This window comes from Dickeya sp. NCPPB 3274, assembly GCF_000406205.1.
Lineage (GTDB): Bacteria > Pseudomonadota > Gammaproteobacteria > Enterobacterales > Enterobacteriaceae > Dickeya > Dickeya fangzhongdai.
In genome coordinates this window covers 3594693-3614602 of the sequence record NZ_CM001979.1, presented here as the reverse complement: position 1 = coordinate 3614602, position 19910 = coordinate 3594693, and the positions used below count along the sequence as shown (strand labels likewise).

Here is a 19910-nt window from a genome sequence, read left to right as displayed (position 1 = left end):
GGTAGGCGATGACGTCATTCTGGTCACGATAAACATCGTGATTATTCTCCTGATTCCAGGCTACAACCTGTATCTGTAATTTTTCATCCTGACGCGATTTATTTTCCAGCCAGACGGTGGTGCCGCGTTGCTTCGCCTTAATAGCTTGATAAATCGGCCAGACCAGAATAGAGCTGCTTGCCAGACTGGCGTGGGGGATAAACATCAAAACAAGTAATAATATTATTATCATTCATTTCATGTTTTCTCTGATTCAATATGAAATGGTTACCGTCACCTTATCCGTATAGGTGCCTATGACGGGTTTCTGGGTTTGCCAAAATAACCGGGCATAACCGGTATTTCGCTGTATTGTTTCAGGGAGTGAATTCACGCTATATGCCAGCGCACCGGCTCCCCCAATAGCGGAGTAATTGGCGAGCTGATAACGCTGGTAGGCAATTTTACCTGCGGTATTCGTGTTTTTCAGATAGCGAGCGGAACTGCTGCCGCCATTTTGGCGGTAATCGAGTGCGATGGTGATAAACGAGCCTGGAGACGGTACCTCCTTCACCAATCACCAATTTCACACCAATATCGCTGGTTAGTGTACCGGCTGCCAGCGCCTGACCTGGAATAACAGTAATAGAAGAAAAAAGGAGTATGGGTAATATCTTTTCTCTCATGTTAACTGTGACCTCATTTGAATAATATCGGTATGCCTCGATGCGCTTTTATCTGCGCATATTCACAGAGCACACCGGGTTTTTAATATTGAACTATTTCCTTCTGACGTCTTAACCCTAAAATTCGGGCGTCAGCATGATATGCATATTTATATGCTGTGTATTTTATCCATTGTCTTCACTCTTAATGACTAACCTCCTCATGATTTCACCTGGGCACGTATAAAATCGGTAATTGATGAAATTATCTGATGTGCTGATAAAGTCGATTTATTATTTTTCAATAGAAAAATATTGTCTGTAAAATTCAGTATTGAGACTGACCGCCTGTCTGCAATCCTGAGAGGAGAAAGTGAACAGAATCCGTTTTTCGATGACGGGAAACATCATTTTGCGTCAATTTTATATCTGGCTTAAGTAAGCATGCATAAAATCTCGCTTTAGCCAAAATAATCTGATCTAAGCATGGCAACGCTATATCTATCGGCATTCCTTCGTGAATGAAGAAGACGCATTTGCTGAGTAACACACCACTCGCCTGGTATCATAATGACATTCATGTCATTGATTTATTCTATGAGGGAAAAGCGAAATCCCCGGGGTAGGATAACGTTACTGTTGGGGAGTATTTATTTGCGGAAATAAAAAACAGCCTCTGCAAAACAGAGACTGTTTTTCTGTGGAAGTAACAGCAACCTTATAAGATTACCGTACCTCTTGTAAGCGCAATCTCAGCGGCGATTAAGCCTGAGGCTGAGTCACTACGTCTTTGATGCCTTTCACTTCGATCTCTACGCGACGATCCGGTGCCAGGCAATCGATCAGTGCAGCGCGAGCTTTCACGCTAGTGCAGGTAGAACCGCTAACCGGGTTAGCTTTGCCCATACCGCGAGCGGAGATCTTGTTAGCCGGGATGCCTTTGTGAACCAGGTAATCAACAACAGTCTGTGCACGTTTGGTGGACAGAGTCTGGTTGTACTGGTCGGAACCCAGACGGTCGGTGAAGCCCAGAACCACTACGGAACCGTCTTTCGGATCCAGGGTGCTCAGCTGAGAGTACAGCTGGTCCAGAGAACGCTGACCTTCCGGTTTCAGAGTCGCTTTGTTGAAGTTGAACAGTACGTCAGACTTCAGGGTGAAGCGTTTGGTCTGAACAACCGGAGCCGGAGCCGGAGTCGGGGCCGGAGCTGGAGCAATCACCGGAGCCGGAGCAGCAGTTTCCTGACCGAAACGGTAAGAAACGCCCACGCTCAGCAGGCCGTTGTCCGGACGACCGCCAACGGTGGAGGCGTCGCCGATGTTGTTCACCCACTGGTAATCCAGACGGGTTGCCCAGTTTTTGGTGATAGCGTATTCAACACCCACAGCTGCCAGCGGAGAAACGCCAGTGTCGTGGTCGTTCAGGCCGGAGTTGTCGTGGCTGTCTGCACGCCATACAAAACCACCCAGACGGGTGTAGATGTCCAGATCGTCAACGATCGGGTAGCTCAGTTTAGCTGCCAGCTGAACGCCCTGAGCTTTGAAGCTGCCCTGGTTGCCGCCGTTATACTTCATACGGCCCAGCCAGTCGTAGCCCATTTCAAAACCCAGGTACGGGTTAGCCTGATAACCACCGAATGCGCCTGCACCCAGTTGGCTCTGCGCAGCGTTGGTCACGTTGTAACCATTGCCGGTCAGGCCGGTATCGTGGTACTGGGACCAACCCAGTTTACCACCCGCGTACCAGGTGTTATCGTTCGGTGCGGCTTGTGCTACGGTAGCAAAGCCAGCCAGTGCCACTGCAATCGCGATAGCTGTTTTTTTCATTTTACGCCTCATTATCATCCAAATCGGCAATTAACTCTGAAAGCTAATCAGCCTTTGGTTAAAATCCTTTCTCGGAGATATTGCCCTTGGTCTAATTACTTGCTGCCAGTGAACTGACGTTATGAAAGGGCAACTCCAGCGAGCTAAAGTCTACAACGTGGTGAGAAAGTTACAAGTATGATGTGACAGGCACCATGAAAAAATCAGTCGTTCATACATAATTACTAACAAATAATGGACGATTTTGTCAGATTAACCCGATCTCTCTTGATATTAACACTTCGCAATAACATTCCGGGCACTGTATTTCCGGGGGCTACGGGTAGCCTGCTACATCCCTGTAAGAAAAGTCCTAATATTCATTTAATGATACAATCTTGAGTGAATTTTTAGTGTGGAAAATGGTCTTGTGATTGTTTTTTCCTCTGGACGCATAATAAATCCATAGGTATTTCCATGCTGTGCCGCTCTTTGCAACCGCATTTTTTGTTCATTATCCAGCTCATTTGGCAGCCAGCACAATACGGCGCTGTAATTACCCGTCAGTAATGCTTTCTCCATTGCGTCAACGGTCGATACCGGATTGATGCGATGCAGTTCAATCATTTTCTCCAGTGGCAATCCTGCCTGCTGCAGCCACAAGCGGCTGAGTTTCTGCTGTGGGGAAAGCCAAAGCAACCAGCGCGACTGCGATCCCAGTTGCTGTAACAGAGGAAGCAACAGCGGCGTCAGCATGGGATGATCATCACCATAGACAATTTCGCTGATGAACCCGCTGGAGGCGGTTTTCGGCATCGCGTTATGGCCCAGGTGTGACGAGTGGCAGACATGGCGGGAACGGATGGTTTGAGTACGCATGATTTCTTTACCTCACAGCATTACTGTATGTGTGTACAGTATCTTTTGTGTGAGCAAAGATCAACCGGAATTTCTGAAAGCGCTTCGCATAATCGGTATGTCGTTGCCTGCATAACATTTTTTGTATTTGAAGACGCAGTTTTGCTGTGTTTAATTAATTGTTCCAGTTACGGATGTCTCTGGTAAACAGGAAAAAACGTTCAATACAAGGAAGAAGTAATGAAATGGCTATGTGAAAAAAGGATTTTGCAGGCAAAAGCCGTGTTTGCTCCGCTGGGAAATATCCTCTCCCGATCGCAGTTCGGCGGTTACAGCATTGCAGCGGACGGCGTGATTTTTGCGCTTGTCTCCAGCGGAGAACTCTATTTGCGCGCGGCGCAGCATAACGAGGACTTTTTCCTTGACCGGCAGACGCCCAAACTGATTTATACCAAGCGCGGCCTGCCGGTGCCGCTTAATTACTATTTAGTGGGCGAGGTGCTCTGGCGGGATGAGCCGGGACTGTTGGAGCTGGCATCGCAGTCCCTTCAGGGCGCCCGGCAGGATAAAGCCGCCAAAAAACGCTGCATCAGGCTGAAAGACCTGCCGAATATCAATCACGATCTGGAACGGCTGCTCTGGAAAGTAGGGATTAGAAATATCGATGAATTGCACCGGCTCGGGGCAAAAACCAGCTACCTTAAACTGCGTTCCGTCAGCCAGAATCTGAGCGTTAATGTGTTGCTGGCGCTGGCCGGCGCCATCTGCGGCGTCCATCAGGCCGCGCTGCCGCAGGGCATGCGCAGCGAACTGATTGAATGGTTCGAGAACACGAGCCCGCGTGCTTTCAGGCCTCCCCGGCTCAATTAGTGCATCGAGGTCTGTTGTCGATTCCGATGCATCGGCTCCTGTGGTCGATTCTCGTCGGCAATCATCTGGTTTTTTAGCTGCGTCAGTTCCGGCAGCAGGCCAATGATTAGATTAACCTGTTGTAATACCAACTGTTCTTTACTGTCCTGCTCTGGTGCCTGGGCATGGATGCGGTTTTTCAGCGCCTCCAGTTCTCTGTCCAGCGCGGCCTGGTCGCCATTGTCCTGATGCAAGGCGTCGTCGACGTAACAGACGGCATCATTCAGCAACTGCAGGGTTTCGGCCGATCGGATGTGCTCGCGGTGTGCGCCCAGAGTGGAGATATACCCCAACAGGGTGTGATTGAGGCACATCAATCTGAAGGCGTTTTCCAGCGTGTTCGGTCGGGCGTGCGGTTCAGCGGACATATTGGACACCACCGAAGCCAGCTCCGCATCGCTGTTGTGGGCGTCGCGGCGGGCAATCCGATAAGGAAGCCCGTTGTCTTTGCCCTGATGATACTGAACCATGATGGCGTCGAGATAACGGCAATTATTGTTCATGGCTTTGTCGATCACCGCAGGCAGACCGCGAAATTTCCAGTCCGGCCAGATAAAGCTGACCGCTGCCCAGGCAATGCCGCAGCCCAGCAACGTATCGACCACTCTGGGAATGGCGACTTCCAGTCCTTCGCCCAGCAGATTGAAACACATCAACACCAGCAGGGTGATAAACAGCGTAGCCTGCGCATATTGCACGGTGCGGAACGCGAAAAACAGTACGCCGCTGATGACAATCAGCGCCAGTTGCCCCTCCAGTGACGGAACGATATACAGCAGCGGCACGCCGATAAGCACGCCGCCCAGCGTGCCGACAATACGCAGCGCCAGACGCCGGCGAGTGGCGTTGTAGTTCGGCTGGCAGACAAACAGGCTGGTCAGCAGAATCCAGTAGCCGTGGTGCAAGCCGGCCAGTTGAATAATGGCGTACCCGACGCACAGCACCAGCGACATGCGCACCGCGTGACGGAACAGCGACGACTGCGGCGTAAGATGACGGTTGAGACGCAGCCTGATATCGCTCCAGCCGGCGATTTTATCGTCCGATAATCGGTTTTCTGCCGGGAGATGGTGATTATGGCGTTCGAGCGTCTGTTCGGACTGAATATTGATTAACTGGGCGTCAATCGCGCGCAGGTTATTGAGCAGATGGCGTAATGCCTTGATGGATAAGGTTTCCGCGCCCTGAAAAGCCAGCCTGTCGATAGCGGCGTCCAGATGGGAGAAGGCACGCTCGATACGGTAATCATGCAGGTATTTCTGCTGCAGCAAAATGGACTGCGAGACTTGCAGGCAGGCGCGGGACAACATGAACAGCAAACGCTGGAACCGAAAAGGCACATCGCTGTAGCGCAGCGTGTGGCGCAGTTGCTCATACTGGATGTGCGCCGAGCTGGCTCGTTCGTGGATATCCTGCGCGACAAAATAATAGTGCAGCGTGCGCCGGGTGCCGCGCTGGCCGCGATCGCCGCGCAGCCGCGTCAGCAGCGACGCCTTGGCCTGATTGAGCGTATCGACCAACTGACCGTTGGCTATCGCCACGTCGATCAGCGGCTGATCGTTATCGTCGATATCGGGGTCGAACAGGTTGGATTTGGTTTCCAGATAGTGAGCCAGTTGCTGGTAGCAGCGGGCCAGATTGTCCTGCAGCGGCCGGATAGGGAACAGCAGGTGGCCGAGCAACGTCAGCAGGTTATACCACAACGCGCCCAGCAACAGCAGGAACGGTTGCTGATACCAGTCGCTGTAAAGCGAAATGCCCAGCATGGTATAGATGGCGATCAGCAGCGCGCCGAAAGCGATGGTAGCGTAGCGTTGCCCCAGCGAGCCCAGCAGAATAAAGCTCCAGGTCGAGATCGCCAGGCCGATGATAAATAACCAGGGGTACGGGTAGAGCAGTTCTATCGACACCGAGGCGATCAGAAAGCAGGCGAGCGTAATCAGCAGGTTAAACAGACGGCCGGACAACCGGTCATCGAGGTCGGTCAGGGCGGCGGCCACCACGCCTAGCGTCAGGGGAATGGTGCTGGTGGGCACCCCCAGCCACCAGGGCAGGATCGCCACGCCGCTGAGTGCGATCAGGATCCGCAGGTTATACAGCCAACTGCTGTTGTAGATGACTCGACGCAGGTTGGTCGAAACGCTCAGTTGCACGATGTTGGTCCGTTCCGATTACTGATAACGCCGGCGGGCGTTGGCTTCTCTGGCGGCTTGTGCTTCTTCCACCGACACCACGCGACGTCCCACCGGCCAGAGAGCGATGGCGGCAATCTTGAAATTGGCGATCCCAACCGGAATGCCGATGATCGTCAGACACTGGGCGATGCCGCTGATGATGTGCGATAGACACAGCCACCAGCCGAAAACGATCAGCCAGAAAACATTCAGCAGGGTGCCGCCGGCGTTGAGCAGCGAACTTTTTTGCTCCGGCCGCAGCTCATCGACATGGATGGCTTCATTACCGTATGGCAGCAGAGAAAGTTTGGTAATTTCCCAGCATGAGCGTGTCAGCGGCAGGGTAAATACCAGCACAATGCTGACGGCGGTGGCCAGCAGCCAGGCGAGCGTCGTGAAAAAACCGCCCAGTACGAAATTCAGGATATTGAGTACGGCTCGCATGATATGACTACCCTCGGTCAAACCCTATGATGGGAAACGAATTATCACATTATTAGCCGGGTTATTCTAACGTGTTTTTCTGGCTAGAGCGCGAAGTCGGATAGCGGTTACACTACAACTTTGAACATTTCTTCTGAAAATGGCGCAAGGCTCATGGAACTGAAATCGACCGCGTTGGGTAAGCATCTGGCGCAGCATCCCTACAACCGTGTGCAATTGCTGAATGCCGGCGTCAATGTCAGCGGTGATCGGCATGAATATCTCATTCCGTTTAATCAGTTGCTGGCGATTCGCTGCAAGAAAGGGTTGATCTGGGGCGAACTGGAATTCGAGTTGCCGGAAAACAAGGTGGTGCGCCTGCACGGTACGGAGTGGCAGGAGACCCAGCAGTTTTTTCGTCATCTGTTCAAGTCCTGGCAGAGCTGGAGCCAGGAGATGAGCGAGGTCTGCAAAGACGTATTGCAACAGTTGGTGGACGCAATTGCGGAGCAGGAAACGGCGGATGGCTGGTTCAGCCGTCAGACGCTGACGCGCGTGCAGCAGGATATCCGGGCGAGGTTCGCCGCGCTGCCGTTGCCGCTGGCGCGTCTGGACGAATTTGAACATTGTCGGGACAATTATCAGCGTTGTCTGCGCTGGCTGGAGCAGGGGGACGCATTGCGCCAGCAAGCTAACCAGCGCTGGACGGAAACGATCCTGACGGAGCAGAAAACGTTTTTCGATACGGTGGAAAGTTCGCCGTTGAATCTCAGCCAGTGTCAGGCGGTGGTGAATGGCGAAAACGCCGTGCTGGTGCTGGCCGGCGCCGGCAGCGGTAAAACGTCGGTGCTGGTGGCGCGTGCCGCCTGGTTGCTGCATCGGGCTGAGGCGTCGGCGCAACAGATCCTGCTGCTGGCGTTTGGGCGGCAGGCCGCGGATGAAATGAACAGTCGTATCCGTGAGCGGCTGCATAACGACGAGGTTCAGGCCAAGACCTTTCATGCGCTGGCGCTGCACATCATTCAGCAGTGCAGCCGTAAGGCGCCGGTGATCAGCCAACTGGAAACCGACGGTGCGCACCGGCGCGCATTTCTGATTGAGCACTGGCAGCAGCAGTGTGACGAAAAGAAAACCCAGGCGAAAGGATGGCGGCAGTGGCTGACCGAAGAACTGGAGTGGACTCTGCCGGAGGGGAGTTTCTGGCAGGATGCGGCGATTGCGTCGCGGCTGGCCGGCCGGCTGGAGCGGTGGCTGGGGCTGATGCGGATGCAAGGCGGCACCCAGAGCGAAATGCTGGCGCTGGCCGATGACGAAACGCGCCCGTTGTTTCAGCAACGGTTGCGGCTAATGGCGCCATTGCTGAAAGCCTGGAAAAAAGCGTTGAAAGACGAAGGGGCGGTGGATTTTTCCGGCCTGATCCATCAGGCGGTCAACTACCTGGACAAAGGCCGTTTTGTCAGTCCGTGGCGGCATATTCTGGTTGACGAATTTCAGGATATTTCTCCTCAGCGCGCCCGTCTGCTGGATGCGTTGCGACGGCAGGCTCCCGATAGCAGTCTGTTTGCGGTCGGCGATGACTGGCAGGCGATCTATCGTTTCAGCGGCGCTGAGCTGACGCTCACCACGGCATTTGAACAGCACTTCGGCGAAGGCGCGCAGTGCGTGCTGGATACCACTTACCGCTTTAATCACCGTATCGGGGATATCGCCAGCCGTTTTATTCAACAAAACCCGGCCCAACTGAAAAAAGCACTCAATAGCCTGCGGGACGGCAATAAAAAATCGGTGGTGTTGTTGCCGCAGGAACAGCTTGATGCTTTGCTGGATAAAATGAGCGGGTATGTGACAGCGGAAGCGCGCATTCTGGTGCTGGCGCGTTACCACCATTTGCGGCCTGATGCGCTGGAAAAGGCGCAGACCCGCTGGCCGCATTTGCATCTTGATTTCATGACTATTCATGCCAGCAAGGGGCAGCAGGCGGACTATGTGATTGTGCTGGGGCTGCATGAAGGGCGTGATGGTTTCCCCGCGCCGCCGCGCGAGTCGGTGCTGGAAGCGGTGCTGTTGCCGCGGCCGGAGCCTTTCCCGGATGCGGAAGAGCGCCGATTGTTATACGTGGCGTTGACCCGGGCGAAACATCAGGTGTGGCTGCTGTACGATCGTGATGAACCCTCGGTGTTTGTAGACGATTTGCATCAGTTGGGCGTACCGATGCAGCGCAAACCGGGCTAACGGCAACGCCGTCTGTTTACATTCGGGAGGAAAAACTGGCCGGCAACCGGCCAGTCCTGAGGAAAAAACGGCGGTTACTTCAGACGGCCCTGAAGGTAGCGCTGATAATCCGGAATCGTGACGGAAACCGGCTGGCGGAACAGGCTGGAGTTAATCAGGAAGTCTGCCGTGGAGCGGTTGGTGGCGACCGGAATATTCCACACCGTTGCCAGGCGCAACAGCGCTTTGACATCGGGGTCATGCGGCACGGCGTTCAGCGGATCCCAGAAAAAAATCAGCATGTCGATTTTCTCCTCGGAGATCAGGGCGCCCACCTGCTGATCACCGCCCATCGGCCCACTTAACATGCTTCTGACCGGCAGGCCGGTATGCAGCTGAATCAGGTTGCCGGTGGTGCCGGTAGCATACAAATGGTGTTCCGCCAGTTGGGTTTTGTTGGCGGTAACCCATTCCAGCAGCGATTCTTTACAGTGATCATGCGCAACCAGAGCAATGTGCTTGTGCACCTCGATTGTGCGGGTGGTGTACTCCATGACGACATCCTTCGAACAGTATAGTTTTTACAGATTACGGAAACACGGTTTCAGTGGAAAGCGGCAGACTGAAAAAATGCGAGCATCTTTCCAAAAACAGCGTTTTTTGTCTGTAAAATCAGCATACTTATTGGGCTTCTCTTTCTCTCGCCCATTCCAGAAATCGCTGGCGCGTTCCTTTGTCGGCTTGCTGAAACCAGTACTGCATGATGCCGAGCGGATCCAGCGGATTGGCTGACGCGTTGGTAGTGGCTGAGGCCTTCGTAGGGGATTGAAGCGCGAAGGTGATGACAGCCGCCGGTTGACTCGAACGGTTGTAGTCAGCCATGCGTTTTTCGATTTCACCGGACAGTTCCGCTTCGCCGGCGCGCAACACATCGGTGCGGATCGGGATGGGCAGATTTTTGCTGTCCACCAGCTGATAATCGGGTGACTGGCTGAAATCCCGCTGCGCATTCGGGCTTTCCAGATCTGGAAGGCGGATCGAAACCTCGTTGAGGTTGTGTGCGTCGAATACGACAATCAGACCGGGCGAACGATAAGTCTGTTTTGCCCCGGTGGATGACCCAACCGTTCGCAGCGCCTGGAAAACGATTTGATGATACCCCTTTTCCAGTTCAAGGCTGTCTGCGCCGTTGAGCAGCGAACCGGAGACCTTTTTCCCGTCGACCATCATCAGCTCAATATCGGGCCTGAGTTTCAGCGTCGTCGCCATCGCCAGAGAACTGAGCGTGAGCAACCACAGCGTGGCGGCGATAGCGGGAATTGTTTTCATACATGCCTCATTACGGATCTGATCGCCGTATTGTTCAGTAATGAACAGAATGTGTCAAAATTTTAAAAATGAAATATTTGGTTATTAATGCGTAGTGACTAATACGTCGTTATTAATATGTACTAAGACAGCACGACGTGCTTGTGATGAGCCTGCCGATGGATTTTGCCGGCACGACGTATCGGCGCTGGTATTCTGCGTTACACTGATAGCAGGCAATGCTCCGGCGCCTTCGGCTTTCCGGCATCATGTCTGAGAACGGGCGTTCGTCGGGTCAACGGTCATGGAGGCAATCATGCAAGACAGCGATATTAAAGCGGTGCTGAATCAGGTGAAAACCATTGCTCTGGTCGGGGCCAGCGAGAACCCTTCGCGCCCCAGTTACGGGGTGATGGCTTATCTGCTTGGACAAGGGTACCAGGTAATTCCGGTCAGCCCGCGTCTGGCGGGGCAAACCCTGCTGGGGCAAACCGCTTATGCGTCACTGAGCGATATTACACAACCGGTTGATATGGTTGATGTTTTTCGCCAGCCGGACGCCGCGTTTGAAGTCGCGCAGGAAGCGATAGCTATCGGTGCGCGGGTACTGTGGCTGCAAATTGGCGTCATCAACGAGGCCGCGGCGGTACTGGCGCATGACGCGGGACTGACGGTGGTGATGGATCGTTGTCCGAAAATTGAAATTCCCCGGTTGGGGCTGGAAAAATAAGCGGCATACCTCGTTTCCCGGTAGGGAACAACACTGGTTTCCCGGTAGGGAACAACACTGGTAAACGCGCGGCTGGCGGCAAACGTGCGCCGCAATCATTACATGTCAGTGCAGCAGGCGCGGGGCGCGGCGTCGGATCGTGGCGGCCAGTTCATCCAGCGATGGATGCTCGGAAGGGTTGGGGTCTTCATTGACCAGTTGCTCTTCCGCCAGATAGGTATGAATAGGACGGCCCTGCTCATCTTCCATCACCACGTGATACCAGGGCGCCGTTCGCAGGGTGTCATTGACCGCAAGCTCCTCCCACTTCGGTTGTTCAAGGGAGTATTCAGGATCAATGTCGATGACGACGCCGGGGTACCCCAGTAGTTTATGACGAATCTGCTGTCCGATGGTGAATTTACAGTTAATCATATGACCTCCCGAGAAACGTATTACGTACCCTAAATGGGGGGATGGCGCGTGGTTTTCAAGTCATCAGGTGCGGTGGCGATCTTCATCAGGACGGCTTAGTCAGTCGGTCTCTTTATTGTATTAATAATAGGCTGAACGATGGCAAAAATGCGTTAACTCTGATGCATTTTTACACAGCATGCGGTGGCTATTGAGGGGTAAAGCGATGTCGACGGTATCCGTAATTGCCTGGGTCTACGGAATGGTGCAAGGGGTGGGATTTCGTTATCACACCCAACTGCAGGCTCGTCAGCTGGGGGTACGCGGCTACGTCAGAAATTGCGATGACGGCAGCGTGGAAATCGTCGCCAGCGGCGAGGCGCATGCCGTAGAGCAACTGGCGGCCTGGCTGAAGCAAGGAGGGCCGAGACATGCCCGGGTGGACAAGGTGCTGATGGAACCGCACCCCGCCACCGATGAGCGCGATTTTACCATTCGCTATTGAACCCGCGCCTGAATATTCAGATGCATTTCACCGGTTTCGGCAGCCCGGCAATTTTGGTCGCCTGCTTGGCCGGACCTTTGGGAAACAGACGGTAGAGATAGCGGCTGTTGCCTTTCTCCTCGCCGTATTTCTGGGCCATTGCTTTAACCAGCATACGGATGGCGGGCGAGGTATTGAATTCGATGTAAAACGCCCTGACAAAGCGTACGACTTCCCAGTGCGCATCGGTAAGCGTGATGCCTTCCTGTTCCGCCAGCATGGGGGCCATGCCTTCCTGCCAGTCGCTGCTGTCTTTCAGATATCCCTGGGCATCGGTATCGATGACCCGGTCTTCAAACACTAACATATTGCCTCGGTATGACGTGAAAACACGCCTAGTCTAGCAAACTTTGCAGCGCACACAGAAGATGATGCAAGGCGCTTGTTTGAAACGTACCGTGCTGTTTGAGCGCGCCGCAGAAAAACGACAAGGCGCCCGAAGGCGCCTTGTCTGACGATGTCTGGTGTTGACGTCCGATTACTCGCGTGACATCCCCAACAGGCTCAGCAGGCTGACAAACAGGTTGTAGATGGAGACATACAGGCTGACTGTCGCACGAATGTAGTTGGTTTCGCCGCCGTGGACGATGTTGCTGGTTTCCCACAGAATCGCACCGGCGGAGAACAGGATAAACATCGCGCTGATAGCCAGATGCAGCCCCGGCAGATTCAGGAACAGGTTGGCAATCGTCGCCACCAGCAGCACCACGAAGCCGGCCATCAGCATGCCGGACAGGAATGACATGTCCTTGCGGGTGGTCAGCACGTAGGCGGAGCAGCAGAAGAACACCAGTGCCGTGCCGCCCAGCGCCAGCATGATAATGTCGCTGGCGCCGGCAGCGATCAGCGTGCTCAGCAATGGGCCGAGGGTATAGCCCATAAAGCCGGTCAACGCGAACGCGGCCAGAATACCCGCCGGGCGGTCCGCCAGACGATATGTCAGGAACATCAGGCCGTAAAAGCCGACCAGCGTCAGGATCAGACCCGGCGATGGCAGGTTCAGTACGGTGCTAAGGGTGGCGGTGACGGCGGAAAAACCCAGCGTCAGCGACAGCAGGAAATAGGTATTACGAAGTACCTTGTGGGTACTGAGCAGCGACTGCTCGCGAGTGCTGGAGGCAATAATGCGGTCCATAATAACGACTCTCTCTGTTAAGGGGGCCATTGTTGTCTTTAAAGAGAGTAAGTAGTTGCATTGTGTTATTAAAGCCGTTTTACCCTTCTTTACGCTGTTGACGATAAAAGTTTGAGCCTGATGGCGATTTTGTATGCTTTCAATCGGTTGCTGCCTGTTTTTCAGTCGATTGAGCAATGTGTCGCTTTACAATATCCGGCACACTGTTTATAGTTCGCGTCGTTGCGGAGGAGTGGCCGAGTGGTTGAAGGCACCGGTCTTGAAAACCGGCGACGCGAAAGCGTTCTAGAGTTCGAATCTCTACTCCTCCGCCAAAATTATTAACGGGTCAGCATTATGCTGGCCCGTTTTCGTTTGCGCCGATGTTCCAGTCTTCGATCCCGCTTCCAATTTCCGCTCATGTCGTTATGCCAGCCTGCCCGGTGACGCAGTATGATAGTGCCTTGCGCTATGGGTTCTGGAGAAAAACATGCAGGTGCTAATCGTTGTTGATATGCAGAACGGGGTGTTCGCCACACCGCGTTATCAGCAGGATATCGTGGTTGAGCGCATCAATCGGTTGATTGACGCGGCGGATCAGACCATTTTCATTCAGCATGCGGACGCAGATATGCCGCCCGGCAGCGAAGCATGGCAGTTGTTGCCCTCGCTGCATCGTCCCGTGAACGCGATATCTGTCACCAAAACCGCCTGTGATGCGTTTTATCGCACCGAACTGGCAGATACGTTGAACCGTCTTGATGTTCGATGTTTCACCGTCTGTGGCTGCGCTACCGATTATTGCGTCGATGCCACCATCAAAAACGCCGCCAGCCGCGGCTATGCCCAGACGGTAGCGGGCGATGCCATACCACGGCGGACCGTCGGACGGTTAGCGCGGTACAATTGATTGCCCAGCATAATGATGTCTGGCGCGATTTCATCATTCCCGGCAATACGCTACGGGTGGAAGACACCGAGGTTATCCTGCGCGAGTGGCGGGCTCGGCCTGATGCGTGCGCTTAAGGCGAACTGAGCAGATCGTTTTCAAGCCAGCGCAGAATCACCTCGACGATATAGCGCTGTTCGTCATCACTCAGTGGGCGATGCTGTTCGATGCGATGCCATTTCTCCAGACAGCCCCGGCAGCAGGTCGCGGTGGCGTGCTGAGCGATAAACACCGGATGGCCGCGCATCGGGGTTTGCTTGCCGTCGTTGGCGGGTTCCGCCGGCGCCAGCCGTTGGGCGATAAAGTCGGCGGCGTGAGACGCAATCAGCGTCTTGCCTTTGCTGAAGCAATAGTCGCGCTCTTTGGCGCCCAGATGAAAACGCTGACGGAAACGGGAGCGTGACAGCCGGGAAAACAGCTCATCAAGTGTTGTCATGCCCGAAATCTGTGGGTAATGGTCTGAGTGGGCCAAGACTACTCCCGACACCTGATGAGGGCAAGACCTGCAGGATAACCGTTTGTATTGTATTGGTAATATTACGGCGTAAATCCGGCGTCGCTTCACAAATACCTCAAAAACGACGTCGTGCGACCGCAAACGGGACTACGCTTTCAATACAGCGGTGGCTAACTCAAGGGGGCATGATGTACAAGACCATTTTAGTACCCGTGGATATTGACGAAGAAGCGTTGACCCAAAAGGCGTTGTCACACGCCGTGGCTCTGGCCAGGCATTCCGGCGCTACCGTCCACCTGTTTCATGCGCTGCCTGACGCTTCGGCGTTCATGTCGGCGTACTCGTTTGGCATCAAGGAATTTGAGAATGAGGCGGTGATCAAAGCGGATGAGAAGCTGCATACCTTGATGAAAACCATCGATTTGCCGGCGGATAAGCTGTCTCACAGTATCAGTTTCGGTATTCCGCGCGATGAAGTGCTGGAGCTGGCTCAGGAAATTGAAGCTGATCTGATTGTGATTGGTTCGCGTCGTCCGAATGTGAAGACCTACTTGCTGGGGTCGAACGCCGCGGCGATTGTCCGCCATGCCCAGACATCGGTGTTGGTGGTGAGGTAAACCGGCTGGCGAGGCCCGGTGTCACGCCGGCATTGGCGGCCTCGTCTTTCAGCGTAACTGGCTGTCTTTGCTGCCGCGGCGGTTATAACCGCTGTTGACGGCCTGTTTCTTATCCAGCTTTTCCTGACACTGCACGCAGAAGCGAACACCCGGTAGCGCCAGACGGCGCGCCTGCGGGATGGCTTCGCCGCATTCCTCGCAATACTCTGCGCTGTCGCCCTGATGCAGCAGGCTACGGGCGCGGGCGATGGCATCATCCACCGTCGCGTCGATTTGCTCCTGCACTGCACCGTCATTAGACCAACCACTGGCCATGACGCACCTCTATATAGTCAGTATGTGACCCTATTGTCAGTGTGAAACCGATTGTCAGTGTGAAACCGATTGTCGGTATGAAACCTATTGCCAGTATGAAACCTGCAGCATGGAACCACATTCTGAGTATGGCATGAAATGACGGGGGAAGGCGTGGGGGCGTAAAAAAGCATAACGTCACTAGGCTACGGCACAGGGTGCAATAGCTTTTATCATTCGTCACGACATCAACAGCATCAACGAGATGCTATTCGCGTTGGGGAGTAGTCACACTCGTTGAGGCGACAGGTTGTTCGACACGTGGTTGCTGTGTGTTCTGGTGATGGAGAAAAGCGCCGATGGCGGAATAGGCAAAACGACCAAGCAGAATAATAAAACTAATCATCAGTACAGTACGGGCTATGCGCGTACCGGATCGTCGTCGCTGACGCAGGGCTATGCGCCGTTTGTGGATAATGGTGGACATGACTCTTGGATTTCCTGTTATCGCGGATATTCGCTGTATTTTATTTAGGCACAAGCCTGCGGGATGGTCAATGTGAGTGGGGCGAAAAGCGCGGAGTGGGGTAGCCAGACGTGCAGTTGACGGTGATTCTGTGATTGATGTCACGGAAAAAAGCAAATACACCGTAATAACAGGCCGGACAGCAAACCCGGAGGCGCTGCCGGCCTGGAAAACAATCAGACCAGTTCTTCTTCGATGTGCAATTTCCAGCCGCTAACGTCTTCCCAGTATTGCTGTTCTCGTTCCAGATCAAGCTGAACCAGCATGTTCTGGTTGAAGAACCCGTTCGGGAAGATCAGCGTCCACGCCGTTTCGCTGGCGATAAGGCGCAACGTTTTCGGCGTGGTGGTTGCCTGGCGCTGGTTGTTCAGCAGAGTCGCGAGGCGCAACAGCTGCACCATCGGCAGGTACTGTTTCTTTTTGAACAGGTTGAAGCGCGGCAACTCCTCCAGCTTGACGGCTTTGCGATGCAGCCGAACCGTCAGGGCCAGCAACTGCTGCTGCTCCTGATTGAAACCCGGCAGGTTGGTGTTTTGCAGAATATAGGCTGAATGACGATGCATACCGCTATGGTTGATGCCCAACCCTACCTCATGCAGCATGGCCGACCATTTCAGCAACGCTTCCAGTTGCGGATGCACCAGCGACGGGTTCTGCTGCGCCCATTGGGCGTAAAGCTGTTCAGCGGTTTCCCGTACGCGTTTAGCCTGCTCCCGGTCGATATTGTAGTGGCTGGCCAGACTTTGCGCGGTACGGATACGGATATCCTGATGGCGGAAGCGGCCCTCCATTTCGTACAGCACCCCCTCGCGCAGAGCGCCGTCCGACAGGCGGAGTTCCTTGATCGCGAGCGCGTCAAACACGCCGCACAGGATGGCGAAGCCCGGCACCAGCACGCTCTGACGATCTTCGGTCAGACCGGGCAGGCTGACCGCACGGAAATTTTTGAATTGCAGGATGCGTTCGCGCAGCATTTCCAGCCGTTCCGGGGTGATCAGCCCGTCTTTTTCCCCCATCGCCACCAGGATTTCGCAAGTGGCCTTGATGGTGCCGGAAGCGCCCAATGCATAGTCCCAGCCGTAAATACGGTATTCCCATGCCAGGGTTTCCAGCTTCTGAGCCGCAGCCAGCCGGGCGCGCCGGAAGTTGGCTTCGCTGATTTCGCCGTTGGGGAAAAACTGCTGGGCGAAGCTGACGCAACCCATGCGGCGGCTTTCCACCAGCATGGGTTCGAAGTCCTCGCCGATCACCAGTTCGGTGGAACCGCCGCCGATGTCGATCACCAGCTTACGGCCTTTTTCCGGCTGGGTGTGTTCCACCCCCATGAAGATCAGACGGGCTTCTTCATGGCCGGAGATGATCTCGATCGGGTAGGGGATAATCCTGGCGGCGCGGCGCAGAAAATCCTGCGCGTTTACCGCCTGCCGCAGGGCATGAGTACCAACAATCGACACGTTGGTGGCGGGAAAGCCCTGCAGTCGCTCGGCAAACAGCGCCAGACAGCTCAGCCCGCGCTGGATGGATTCCTCGCTCAGCCGGTTCTGGCTGTCCAGCCCGTCGGCCAGATGCACGCGTTGTTTCAGGCGGCTCAGTACCTGCAGTGCGCCATTGACGACGCGGGCTACCACCATATGGAAACTGTTGGACCCCAGGTCGATAGCTGCGAATTCCTGGGGTTGTTCGGTATTGTGATTCGTTAAAGGCATTGGGTCAGGCCTGTTCTCCGGGTTGCTCAAGCGCCTTGATATAGTCATAGATGGCATTCTGGGCGCGTATCTTGCGCCGGTTGCCGCGGGTGACGTAGCGATTGCTCAGCTCCTTGTCTACCACACGGGTTTTTACCGTATCGCTGAACAAAATATCCAGAATGTCCAGCACCCGGCCCTTAAGCCTGTGATCAAGCACTTCCACCGCGACTTCGATACGGTAATCAATATTGCGTGTCATCCAGTCGGCGGACGACAGGAAGACCTTATGGTCGCCGCCATTGTGGAACACATAGACGCGATCGTGCTCCAGATAGCGGTCCAGAATACTGATGACACGAATATTATCGCTGATCCCGGGGAGTTCTGGAATCAGCGAACACATGCCGCGAACCAGCAGGTTGATTTTTACCCCGGCGCTGGAAGCGGCGTACAGACGGTCTACCAGTCCTTTATCCACCAGGTTGTTGACTTTCAGGGTAATTTTGGCTTCCTGACCCGATTGTGCGTTAGCGATTTCCTGATCGATCATCTGATAGAGACGCGCGCGGGAATTTTGCGGCGACACCAGCAGATGGTCGAAGCTGACCGGTCGGTACGGGTTTTCAATGAAGTTGAACACCCGTCGCACTTCGTTGGTGATGCGTTCGTCGGCGGTGAGCAGCGAGTAATCGGTGTACAGGCGCGCGGTTTTCTCGTTGAAGTTGCCGGTGCCGATGTGGGCATAGCGCACGATGTTGTCCCCTTCCTTGCGGGAAATCAGGAACAGTTTGGCGTGAATCTTCAACCCCGGCACCGAGAAGATAACGTGAACGCCCGCTTCCGTCAGCCGTTTGGCCCAGTGAATGTTGGCTTCTTCGTCAAAACGCGCCTGCAATTCCACCACTACCGTGACCTTTTTGCCGTTGTGGGCGGCGTGGATCATCGAGTTGATGATGCGGGAATCTTTCGCCACGCGGTAGATATTGATCCTGATCGATAGCACGCTCGGGTCGAAAGAGGCCTGACGCAGCAGCTCCAGTACATGCTCGAAAGTATGGTACGGATAGTAAAGCAGCACGTCGCGGTGGCGGACGGCGTCAAAGCCGTTGCGGAACTGGCTGAACCAGCTATGACGCAGGCGCGGCAGCGGTTTGTTGACCAAATTGGCGCGACCGATATTCGGGAAACCGATGAAGTCTTTGAAATTGTGATAGCGGCCGCCGGGGATCACCGAGTCGTAGGAGGAGATATCCAGCTTGTTCAGCAGGCACTCCACCATCGCGTCCGGCATGTCGCGCTGATAGACGAAGCGCACCGGCTTGGCGGTCAGACGCTGTTTCAGGCTGGAGGACATCAGTTCCAGCAGGCTCGATTCCATTTCGGTGACCAGATCGTATTCGGCGTCGCGGGTCATTTTCATCGAATAGGCATTGAGCGCGTCGAAATCGAAAAAGCCGCGGAAAATATCGTCCAGACAATAGCGCAGAATATTGTCGATTAGAATCATGGTCTTGCGGCGGTGCGGCGCTTCCGGCGGCAGGTCGACGAAACGCGGCACTTTGTCGGACGGGATTTCCAGCAGCGCGTAATCGGTCTTCTCGCCCCGGATGATTTCCACCGCCAGATAGGTGTAATCGTCTTTCAGAAATTCCACCAGATTGGTTTCCGGCAGAATCAGAATCGGCGTGATATGCGGGCGCAGATTTTGCCGGAAGTACTCGCGCAACCAGATCTGCTGGTTGGGGGAAACCTGACGTTCGTTCACCAGAAAGATCTGGTTGCGGGCCATTTCCAGCAGCAGTTCGTTGTACAGGTTGTCGAACAGTTGGTCGGTTTTCAGCACCCGGGCCTGAATTTTACCGAGCAGGTGGCGCAGTTCGCCGGCGGAGCCTTGTTCTTCGTTGATCAGGATGCGGCGCTTCAGGTCGGCAAAGCGAACTTTGTAGAACTCGTCCAGATTGTTGGAATAGATACCGAGAAACCGCATCCGTTCGATTAACGGATTGGATTTGTCCGCAGCTTCCTGCAACACACGCTCATTAAAGGATAACCAACTCAACTCTTTTTCTATGTAGAGTTTGTCCTGACTCATTGTCGCTCCGTTACACTATTTTGACTTAAGTGTAGCTAATATCCACGTTCATTATGGCGCGCAAATGACGATAAAAGCGAATGCGCGTATCGACTTACCATTGTCATATTACAGGCGTAAAGGCAACATATGTTACCCCGTCAGTGACGGGGAATTTAACTTCCTCTTCATTT

At 54.3% G+C, this 19910-nt stretch carries 19 protein-coding genes, 1 tRNA gene and 1 pseudogene; 7 read left to right on the top strand and 14 right to left on the bottom strand.

Annotation, left to right across the window (positions count from 1 at the left end; translation table 11 throughout):
• Positions 1 to 253 precede the first annotated feature (253 nt).
• The 3 genes from DXX3274_RS23025 to sulA all read right to left on the bottom strand — a co-directional run bounded on the left by DXX3274_RS23025 (position 254) and on the right by sulA (position 3329).
• Complete coding sequence (locus DXX3274_RS23025; RefSeq protein ID WP_193747040.1) at positions 254 to 553, bottom strand: spore coat protein U domain-containing protein; 300 nt, start codon at positions 551 to 553, stop codon at positions 254 to 256.
• An 853-nt stretch (positions 554 to 1406) separates the two neighbouring features.
• Positions 1407 to 2471, bottom strand: a complete 1065-nt coding sequence (gene ompA, locus DXX3274_RS16100) for a porin OmpA (protein ID WP_038666974.1) — start codon at positions 2469 to 2471, stop codon at positions 1407 to 1409.
• A 363-nt stretch (positions 2472 to 2834) separates the two neighbouring features.
• On the bottom strand, positions 2835 to 3329 hold the full coding sequence (gene sulA / locus DXX3274_RS16095; protein ID WP_022634376.1) for an SOS-induced cell division inhibitor SulA: 495 nt from the start codon (positions 3327 to 3329) through the stop codon (positions 2835 to 2837).
• A 219-nt stretch (positions 3330 to 3548) separates the two neighbouring features.
• Here sulA and DXX3274_RS16090 point away from each other — a divergent pair, with 219 nt between their 5' ends.
• On the top strand, positions 3549 to 4178 hold the full coding sequence (locus DXX3274_RS16090) for a TfoX/Sxy family DNA transformation protein (protein ID WP_042860635.1): 630 nt from the start codon (positions 3549 to 3551) through the stop codon (positions 4176 to 4178).
• Here the strand turns inward: DXX3274_RS16090 and yccS are convergent.
• Positions 4175 to 6370, bottom strand: a complete 2196-nt coding sequence (yccS, locus tag DXX3274_RS16085) for a YccS family putative transporter (protein WP_042860634.1) — start codon at positions 6368 to 6370, stop codon at positions 4175 to 4177. The two genes, DXX3274_RS16090 and yccS, sit on opposite strands and share 4 nt — an antisense overlap.
• Before the next feature lie 18 nt (positions 6371 to 6388).
• Positions 6389 to 6835 (bottom strand): YccF domain-containing protein, encoded by a 447-nt coding sequence (locus DXX3274_RS16080; RefSeq protein WP_042860633.1) that lies wholly within the window; start codon positions 6833 to 6835, stop codon positions 6389 to 6391.
• Between the two features lie 153 nt (positions 6836 to 6988).
• On the opposite strand from DXX3274_RS16080, the gene helD reads away from it, so the two are divergent.
• Positions 6989 to 9046 carry a DNA helicase IV gene (gene helD / locus DXX3274_RS16075; RefSeq protein ID WP_042860632.1) on the top strand — a complete coding sequence of 686 codons (2058 nt, stop codon included), beginning with the start codon at positions 6989 to 6991 and terminating at the stop codon, positions 9044 to 9046.
• A gap of 74 nt (positions 9047 to 9120) precedes the next feature.
• Here the strand turns inward: helD and DXX3274_RS16070 are convergent, their stop codons facing one another.
• Positions 9121 to 9579 carry a methylglyoxal synthase gene (locus tag DXX3274_RS16070; RefSeq protein ID WP_042860630.1) on the bottom strand — a complete coding sequence of 153 codons (459 nt, stop codon included), beginning with the start codon at positions 9577 to 9579 and terminating at the stop codon, positions 9121 to 9123.
• A 127-nt stretch (positions 9580 to 9706) separates the two neighbouring features.
• A complete protein-coding gene (locus DXX3274_RS16065) occupies positions 9707 to 10354 on the bottom strand; it encodes a DUF2057 family protein (RefSeq protein WP_042860629.1) in 648 nt (215 codons plus the stop codon).
• Between the two features lie 295 nt (positions 10355 to 10649).
• Between DXX3274_RS16065 and DXX3274_RS16060 the strand changes: the two genes are divergently transcribed.
• Positions 10650 to 11063 (top strand): CoA-binding protein, encoded by a 414-nt coding sequence (locus DXX3274_RS16060; protein ID WP_042860628.1) that lies wholly within the window; start codon positions 10650 to 10652, stop codon positions 11061 to 11063.
• Between the two features lie 105 nt (positions 11064 to 11168).
• Here DXX3274_RS16060 and hspQ read toward each other — a convergent pair whose 3' ends face one another.
• A complete protein-coding gene (hspQ, locus tag DXX3274_RS16055; RefSeq protein ID WP_013318896.1) occupies positions 11169 to 11477 on the bottom strand; it encodes a heat shock protein HspQ in 309 nt (102 codons plus the stop codon).
• Between the two features lie 205 nt (positions 11478 to 11682).
• Here hspQ and yccX point away from each other — a divergent pair, with 205 nt between their 5' ends.
• Positions 11683 to 11961: an acylphosphatase gene (yccX, locus tag DXX3274_RS16050; RefSeq protein WP_042860626.1), complete on the top strand. Its 279-nt coding sequence runs from the start codon at positions 11683 to 11685 to the stop codon at positions 11959 to 11961.
• A 16-nt stretch (positions 11962 to 11977) separates the two neighbouring features.
• Here the strand turns inward: yccX and tusE are convergent, their stop codons facing one another.
• The gene (tusE, locus tag DXX3274_RS16045; RefSeq protein ID WP_024106754.1) at positions 11978 to 12307 is read right to left on the bottom strand and encodes a sulfurtransferase TusE; all 330 of its coding nucleotides are present in this window, start codon (positions 12305 to 12307) and stop codon (positions 11978 to 11980) included.
• 171 nt (positions 12308 to 12478) lie between these two features.
• A complete protein-coding gene (gene yccA, locus DXX3274_RS16040) occupies positions 12479 to 13135 on the bottom strand; it encodes an FtsH protease modulator YccA (protein WP_042860625.1) in 657 nt (218 codons plus the stop codon).
• A gap of 226 nt (positions 13136 to 13361) precedes the next feature.
• Here yccA and DXX3274_RS16035 point away from each other — a divergent pair.
• Both DXX3274_RS16035 and DXX3274_RS16030 read left to right on the top strand, forming a co-directional pair.
• A tRNA-Ser gene (locus tag DXX3274_RS16035) sits at positions 13362 to 13449 on the top strand.
• Positions 13450 to 13604: 155 nt separating this feature from the next.
• Positions 13605 to 14140 (top strand): annotated as a pseudogene (locus tag DXX3274_RS16030) (isochorismatase family protein).
• Here DXX3274_RS16030 and DXX3274_RS16025 read toward each other — a convergent pair.
• The gene (locus tag DXX3274_RS16025) at positions 14137 to 14499 is read right to left on the bottom strand and encodes a DUF4186 domain-containing protein (protein WP_038667010.1); all 363 of its coding nucleotides are present in this window, start codon (positions 14497 to 14499) and stop codon (positions 14137 to 14139) included. The pseudogene DXX3274_RS16030 and the gene DXX3274_RS16025 sit on opposite strands and share 4 nt — an antisense overlap.
• Before the next feature lie 209 nt (positions 14500 to 14708).
• Here DXX3274_RS16025 and DXX3274_RS16020 point away from each other — a divergent pair, with 209 nt between their 5' ends.
• Entirely contained in the window at positions 14709 to 15137 is a 429-nt protein-coding gene (locus DXX3274_RS16020) for a universal stress protein (protein WP_038667013.1), read from the top strand.
• A gap of 48 nt (positions 15138 to 15185) precedes the next feature.
• On the opposite strand, the gene DXX3274_RS16015 is transcribed toward DXX3274_RS16020, so the two are convergent.
• The 3 genes from DXX3274_RS16015 to ppk1 form a co-directional block, all read right to left on the bottom strand.
• The gene (locus DXX3274_RS16015; RefSeq protein WP_013318889.1) at positions 15186 to 15452 is read right to left on the bottom strand and encodes a DksA/TraR family C4-type zinc finger protein; all 267 of its coding nucleotides are present in this window, start codon (positions 15450 to 15452) and stop codon (positions 15186 to 15188) included.
• A 681-nt stretch (positions 15453 to 16133) separates the two neighbouring features.
• On the bottom strand, positions 16134 to 17663 hold the full coding sequence (gene ppx / locus DXX3274_RS16005; protein ID WP_038667019.1) for an exopolyphosphatase: 1530 nt from the start codon (positions 17661 to 17663) through the stop codon (positions 16134 to 16136).
• A gap of 4 nt (positions 17664 to 17667) precedes the next feature.
• Complete coding sequence (gene ppk1 / locus DXX3274_RS16000; RefSeq protein ID WP_042860623.1) at positions 17668 to 19737, bottom strand: polyphosphate kinase 1; 2070 nt, start codon at positions 19735 to 19737, stop codon at positions 17668 to 17670.
• Positions 19738 to 19910 lie beyond the last annotated feature (173 nt).

What these genes read in the sequence shown, in the direction of transcription:
- DXX3274_RS16070 (WP_042860630.1), bottom strand. Translation starts at nt 9,579, where the DNA reads ATGGAGTACACCACCCGCACAATCGAGGTGCACAAGCACATTGCTCTG.
- helD (WP_042860632.1), top strand. Translation starts at nt 6,989, where the DNA reads ATGGAACTGAAATCGACCGCGTTGGGTAAGCATCTGGCGCAGCATCCC.
- DXX3274_RS16020 (WP_038667013.1), top strand. Translation starts at nt 14,709, where the DNA reads ATGTACAAGACCATTTTAGTACCCGTGGATATTGACGAAGAAGCGTTG.
- sulA (WP_022634376.1), bottom strand. Translation starts at nt 3,329, where the DNA reads ATGCGTACTCAAACCATCCGTTCCCGCCATGTCTGCCACTCGTCACAC.
- DXX3274_RS16065 (WP_042860629.1), bottom strand. Translation starts at nt 10,354, where the DNA reads ATGAAAACAATTCCCGCTATCGCCGCCACGCTGTGGTTGCTCACGCTC.
- tusE (WP_024106754.1), bottom strand. Translation starts at nt 12,307, where the DNA reads ATGTTAGTGTTTGAAGACCGGGTCATCGATACCGATGCCCAGGGATAT.
- hspQ (WP_013318896.1), bottom strand. Translation starts at nt 11,477, where the DNA reads ATGATTAACTGTAAATTCACCATCGGACAGCAGATTCGTCATAAACTA.
- DXX3274_RS16060 (WP_042860628.1), top strand. Translation starts at nt 10,650, where the DNA reads ATGCAAGACAGCGATATTAAAGCGGTGCTGAATCAGGTGAAAACCATT.
- DXX3274_RS16025 (WP_038667010.1), bottom strand. Translation starts at nt 14,499, where the DNA reads ATGACAACACTTGATGAGCTGTTTTCCCGGCTGTCACGCTCCCGTTTC.
- ppk1 (WP_042860623.1), bottom strand. Translation starts at nt 19,737, where the DNA reads ATGAGTCAGGACAAACTCTACATAGAAAAAGAGTTGAGTTGGTTATCC.
- DXX3274_RS16090 (WP_042860635.1), top strand. Translation starts at nt 3,549, where the DNA reads ATGAAATGGCTATGTGAAAAAAGGATTTTGCAGGCAAAAGCCGTGTTT.
- DXX3274_RS16080 (WP_042860633.1), bottom strand. Translation starts at nt 6,835, where the DNA reads ATGCGAGCCGTACTCAATATCCTGAATTTCGTACTGGGCGGTTTTTTC.
- ompA (WP_038666974.1), bottom strand. Translation starts at nt 2,471, where the DNA reads ATGAAAAAAACAGCTATCGCGATTGCAGTGGCACTGGCTGGCTTTGCT.
- yccA (WP_042860625.1), bottom strand. Translation starts at nt 13,135, where the DNA reads ATGGACCGCATTATTGCCTCCAGCACTCGCGAGCAGTCGCTGCTCAGT.
- DXX3274_RS16015 (WP_013318889.1), bottom strand. Translation starts at nt 15,452, where the DNA reads ATGGCCAGTGGTTGGTCTAATGACGGTGCAGTGCAGGAGCAAATCGAC.
- ppx (WP_038667019.1), bottom strand. Translation starts at nt 17,663, where the DNA reads ATGCCTTTAACGAATCACAATACCGAACAACCCCAGGAATTCGCAGCT.
- yccX (WP_042860626.1), top strand. Translation starts at nt 11,683, where the DNA reads ATGTCGACGGTATCCGTAATTGCCTGGGTCTACGGAATGGTGCAAGGG.